5 protein-coding genes are annotated in these 5,036 nt (G+C 72.7%); 2 read left to right on the forward strand and 3 right to left on the reverse strand.

The features are described from left to right. The 3 genes from ACWDY5_RS41330 to eccB form a co-directional block, all read right to left on the reverse strand. Nucleotides 1–850: hypothetical protein (locus ACWDY5_RS41330; RefSeq protein WP_449727580.1), on the reverse strand; the 850-nt coding region annotated here is incomplete at its 3' end. Between the two features lie 2 nt (nucleotides 851–852). Beyond that, nucleotides 853–1,173 carry a hypothetical protein gene (locus tag ACWDY5_RS41335; protein ID WP_449727581.1) on the reverse strand — a complete coding sequence of 107 codons (321 nt, stop codon included), beginning with the start codon at nucleotides 1,171–1,173 and terminating at the stop codon, nucleotides 853–855. Between the two features lie 83 nt (nucleotides 1,174–1,256). Next, nucleotides 1,257–2,822, reverse strand: a complete 1,566-nt coding sequence (gene eccB, locus ACWDY5_RS41340; RefSeq protein ID WP_449727582.1) for a type VII secretion protein EccB — start codon at nucleotides 2,820–2,822, stop codon at nucleotides 1,257–1,259. A gap of 278 nt (nucleotides 2,823–3,100) precedes the next feature. Between eccB and eccE the strand changes: the two genes are divergently transcribed. Both eccE and ACWDY5_RS41350 read left to right on the forward strand, forming a co-directional pair. Further along, nucleotides 3,101–4,330, forward strand: a complete 1,230-nt coding sequence (gene eccE / locus ACWDY5_RS41345) for a type VII secretion protein EccE (RefSeq protein ID WP_449727584.1) — start codon at nucleotides 3,101–3,103, stop codon at nucleotides 4,328–4,330. Then, nucleotides 4,327–5,036, forward strand: a 710-nt coding sequence (locus ACWDY5_RS41350) for a hypothetical protein (protein WP_449727583.1), incomplete at its 3' end; no start/stop codon positions are given. The genes eccE and ACWDY5_RS41350, both read left to right, overlap by 4 nt.

Here is a 5,036-nt window from a genome sequence, read left to right on the forward strand (position 1 = left end):
GGCCGCGGGAGGGCGTGTAGGCGACGAGTGCGTTGTTGGAGGCGGGGGCGCCGGCACCGAGGCCACCGCCGCCACCACCGGCCCCACCGCCGCCGAAGCCACCGCCTCCGCCGCCACCGGCCCCGTCGCCGCCCTTGGCGGTCTTGGTGCCCTCCTCGGTGGGGGCTGGGGGCTTGGGGGCGTCGAAGTTCCAGTTGGCCTCGGGCATGGTGTGGGTGAGCTTGATGGCGGCGAAGGCGTCGGCCTGCTCGAAGCCGTCGCACAGGCCCACCAAGGCCTCCAGGACCTGGCGGGCCGCTTCGAAGAGCTCCTTGGTGGGGCGGTGCTGGTCGTCCAGGTACTTCTTGGCCCTGACCTCGCCCTGCACCGGCACGACCATGGCGGCCGAGACGTTCTCCGCGCTGTCGGCGAGCACCTCGACCAGGTCGCGCACGATCTGGCTCAGGCCGTCCGCGGTGGCGTCCAGCGCGTCGGCGAGGGCGACCATGGCGTCGGAGACCCCGCCGCCTGCCAGGCCGACCTTGCGCATGTGGTCCAGGAAGGCGTCGGAGTCCGCGCCGTCCCACACCGAGTCCAGGCCGCCCAGCGGCTTGGTCACCTTGGCCGCGACGTCGTCCAGGCTGCGGGCCGCGGCGCGCCAGCGGGCGGCCTCGGCGTGCATGTCGTTCCACTGGCCGACCACCGGGCCGAAATATTCCTCGACCGGGTCGGCGACGCCGAGCTGGCGGGCGGTGCGGGACAGGTAGTTCAGGTGGTCGTCCAGGCCGCGGGCGGCGGCGCGGCCGTCCGGGCCGCTGTCGCGGGGGACGGTCAGCGGCTCGGGGTGGGCGCGCAGCGAGCTGAAGTCCATGCTCAGCGCCTCCCCTCGGTGCGCCGCAGGCCGCTGGCGCTGTCGGACTCGCCGCCCTGGTAGTGCTTGACCACCTCGCCCAGCTCACCGGAGGCCGAGCGCAGCACCTCGCCCGCGCGGGCCAGCTGGCCGCGCAACAGCTCGGCGGCCCTGGCGTAGGACTCGGCGGTGCGCAGCTGCCTGCCCAGCTCGCCGAAGGCCTCCGGACCGAGCGGGCTGGCGCCGAGCGAGCCCGCCGCCCGGCCCAGCTCGTCACCGGCCGCCGCGACCTGCTTGGCGTACCCGTTCAGCCAGTCGGTGTCGACTCTGACCTTGTTGGCCATTCCAGCCCCCAGTTCTCGGTGCCCGTCCGCACGCAACTCCGACGGTGCGCCCGGGTGTCCGGTTCCCGCCGGGGCGGTGCGGCTCAGCCGCCGCCGGGCTGCGCGTTCTGCGAGGGCATCACCCGTCGCTTGGGGTCGGTCTCGTCCACCTGCACGGTGTCGAAGATCCGGGCGGCTTCCTTCGGATCCAGGATGGGTCCGGTCGGCAGTGTGCGCAGGATGACCTCGGGCGCGGGCCGGTAGTCGGCGCCCAGCCCCAGCCCCTCGGCGACCTTCTGGTTCGGGATGCCGAAGCGCACGCCCCGGTCGGAGACCAGGAAGATCGGTCCGGAGCCGAAGTTGTTCTCCGAAGTCGTGCTGCGCACCACCGCGGCCTTGCCCGGCGGCATGAAGAACTTGTCGACCTTGTCCCCGCTGCCGTCGGCCTGGGCCAGCTCGACCGGCTTCAGCTTCGGGTCCGGGGTGGGCGTGGCGCTGGCCAGGCCGACCCAGGTGACCGGCTTGCCGCCCTGCACGCCCCAGTTCAGGCAGGTGGTGCCCTGCTCGAGCACGCCGACGATCTTCGGGACCACCCTCGGGTAGTCCTTCATGTCGATCGCGGTGTTGCTGCGCTGCAGGTTGCTCACCGCGCCCGGCCCCAGGGTGACCCAGGCCGAGCTGCTGCCGGAGGCGGTCTGCATCAGGTCGGCCACCGCCAGCGGGATCTCCTGCACGCCGTCCTTGAGCAGCAGGTAGTAGCCGAAGCTGCCGTCCGCGCGCTGCTCCCTGACCACCTCGCCGACCTTGCGGCCGCTGGGCGCGGGGTAGGCGGTGATGCTGCTGCCCTTCTCGCTGATCTCCAGCGGCTTGAGCTCCTTGACCTCCGGGATCGCGTTGATCAACGCGGAGGAGGCCAGCCGCGGCACCGGGTTGGAGATGCGCATGGCGTTCATCAGCGCCTTGTTGGTCATGTCGATCTTGGCGCGCACCGCGCCCGCGCCCGGCAGGCCCTTGGCCGGGTCGCTGGCGAAGACCAGGTAGTGGCTGCCGTTGGGAGCCTTGAACAACAGGCCCTCTTCGTCCTTGAGCTTGCGGCCCAGGTTCGTCACGCCACCGAAGGCGGTGGTGTCGATCGCGGGCTTCTCCTCGCCCTTCACCACGGCCTGGTCCACGGTCAGCTGATCGCAGACGCCCCAATCGGGTGAAACGATCTGCTCGCCGGTCGGCAGCAGCTCGGGCGCTCCGGGGATGCCGGTGAAGGCGCCCCTGGAGACCCCGGTGAGCGAGGCCTCGTCCACTGTCACCGGCGCGGTGGCCTGACCCGCGCCGCCGCCCATGGCCACCAGCAGCAACCGGGCCGAAGCCAGGTTCGGGGTCGCGACCAGCATCTTCGTCGGGTTGTTCATCGCCACGTAGACGGCGCCGGACTGCTTGCTGATCACGATGCCGCTCTCCGGCGGCGCTTTACCGGTCGGGTCCAGGTAGCCCCAGACGATGAAACCCAGGCAGCAGACCGCGGCGAGGATCGCCCCGACCACGGTCGCGCGTGTCTGGGTGCGGGTCGGTTCGTGCAACATCACCGCGTCCTTGCGGACCAGTGCGGATTCCATCCTGCGAATCACGAACTGGTACGCGTGAACCTGGGACTTGGTGGTAGGTGTTGAGGGCATTCTCGGCCTGCTGCTCTCCCGGTCGCGGTACGGTTCGGCAGGATAGCCGGATCGGCGGGTCGCGTGGGTGCGGTTGGGGTAACCCGACACTCCTTCGGCGGAGCCCGGCGCACGCACATCGTCCACCGGCTGCCACCTGCCAGGTCCATCAGGGAGCGTTTCGTGCCCACGAGGGGAACAACAGAGGGCGGATGTCCGTGACCACACCTCAGTCTGCCCAGCAGCGTCCGCCGGCGCCGCCGAGCCCGGCGGCCATGGCCGGTGCGGTGCGCACCGTGATGCGCGCCCGGCGGCGCGAGGTCGGCGCCACCCTCGGGGCGCTGCCGGTCGCCAACCTGGTCGTGCTGGAGATCGGCGGCGCGCTCGGGCTGGTGCTGCTGGCGATCAACACCGCCCTGCTGCCGGTGGCCGCCGGCGTGGCCGGGCTGGCGCTGATCCTGGCGCTGGCCCGCATGCGCGGCCGCTGGCTGACCCAGTGGATCAGCCTGACCACCAGCTACCGCTTCCGCACGCACACCAGGGTCGCGCACCCGGTGCCGCCGGAGCAGGCGCTCTCCGCCGCCGACACCGACGCCAAGGTCACCGGCACCGAGGACGTCCGGGTCGGGCTGCTCCGGCTGGCCTTCCCGGACCTGGTGGTGGCGCACAGCAAGGACCACGAGGACCGGCCGATCGGGCTGGCCTGGCACGAGGGCACCTGGACCGCCCTGCTGCTGGTCGACCCGGCGCCGCAGATGGTCTCGCACGTGGGCGCCACCCCGCCGCTGCCGCTGAGCTCGCTCGCGCCCTGTCTTGAGGACCGCGGCGTGGTGCTGGACTCCATCCAGGTCATCACGCACTGCTACCCGGGCAGCGCGGCCCTGCCGCCGTCCTCGCCCGCGCTGGCCTCCTACCTGGAGGTGCTCGGCCCGCTGCCCGCGGCCGCCCGGCGCACCACCTGGATCGCGGTCCGGCTGGACCCCAAGCGCTGCCCCGCCGCGGTGCGGGAACGCGGCGGCGGCGTGGTCGGCGCGCACCGCGCGCTGATCGGCGCGGTCTCCCGGGTGCGCAACGCGCTGGAGTCCCGCGGCGTGCCGATCCGGCCGCTGGACGCCGACGAGCTGCTGCGTTCGGCCACCTCGGCCGCGGAGCTGAGCAGCGCCACCGGCACCGGCAAGCCGGTCAGCCTGATCGAACGCTGGACCGGGGTCACCGCCGGCGGCATCGGGCACGCCAGCTACGCGGTCACCGGCTGGTCCACCAAGGGCGTGGCGCAGAGCCTGAACGTGCTCACCGGCATCCGCGCGCTGTCCTCCACGGTGTCCGTGGCGATCGCGCCCAGCGGCGAGCCCGGCCAGGTCGGACTGCGCGGACTGGTGCGGGTCAGCGCCCGCAACCCCGCCGAGCTGGACGCGGCGCACACCCGGCTGCAGCAGGTCAGCAACCACATCGGCATCAGCCTGACCCCGTTGAAGGGCCAGCAGCTGGACGCCTTCGCCGCCTCGCTGCCGCTGGGAGGGAACACATGAGCAGCCGCATGATGGAGAACAAGGCGGCCGACCTCGGCGTCGCGCCGGAGTTCCTGGTCGCGCCGGAGATGCTGGACGCGATCAGCCCCACCGGCGACCGCGGCGGCATGGTGCTCGGCTCCGGGATCAAGGGCGAGCCGCTCACCGTGTCGGTGATGCGCAACCAGCCCACCCGGATTGTCTCGGTCGGCGGGCTCTACCTGGCCCGTCAGGTGGCGCTGCGCGCGATGGCCATCGGCGCCTGGGTGGTCATCGCCACCGGCCGCCCGCAGGCCTGGCAGGTGCTCACCAGGGCCGCCGGACAGGGCCCTGAGGCGCAGCAGATGCCGCTGGTGCAGATCCGCAGGTTGTCCCCGATCGAGCTGCCCAGGGCCTCGGAGGACGGGCCGCTGCTGGTGGTGCACGACGGCGGCGCGGTGCCGCAGGAGATGTTCCCGCCCCGCTCGGCCTGGCAGACCACCCTGTACGTGCTGCCCTACCTGCACCCGCAGGCCTCGGCCACCGCGAACAACGCCGACCTGGTGCTGATGCAGCGCCTGCCGGTGGGCCAGGCCCAGCTGGCCGGCCGGATCTGGCGGCTGCCGCCGCCGATGGTGAACCAGCTGACCCAGCTCAAGGACGACGGCGTGGTGGCCCTGGGCGCGAACCTGTGGCGCCCGCTGCGGCTGGTGACCACGCCGAAGGAACAGCAGATCCTCGGCCCGGT

Source organism: Crossiella sp. NPDC003009 (genome assembly GCF_053591555.1).

What these genes read in the sequence shown, in the direction of transcription:
- ACWDY5_RS41335 (WP_449727581.1), bottom strand. Translation starts at nt 1,173, where the DNA reads ATGGCCAACAAGGTCAGAGTCGACACCGACTGGCTGAACGGGTACGCC.
- eccB (WP_449727582.1), bottom strand. Translation starts at nt 2,822, where the DNA reads ATGCCCTCAACACCTACCACCAAGTCCCAGGTTCACGCGTACCAGTTC.
- eccE (WP_449727584.1), top strand. Translation starts at nt 3,101, where the DNA reads ATGCGCGCCCGGCGGCGCGAGGTCGGCGCCACCCTCGGGGCGCTGCCG.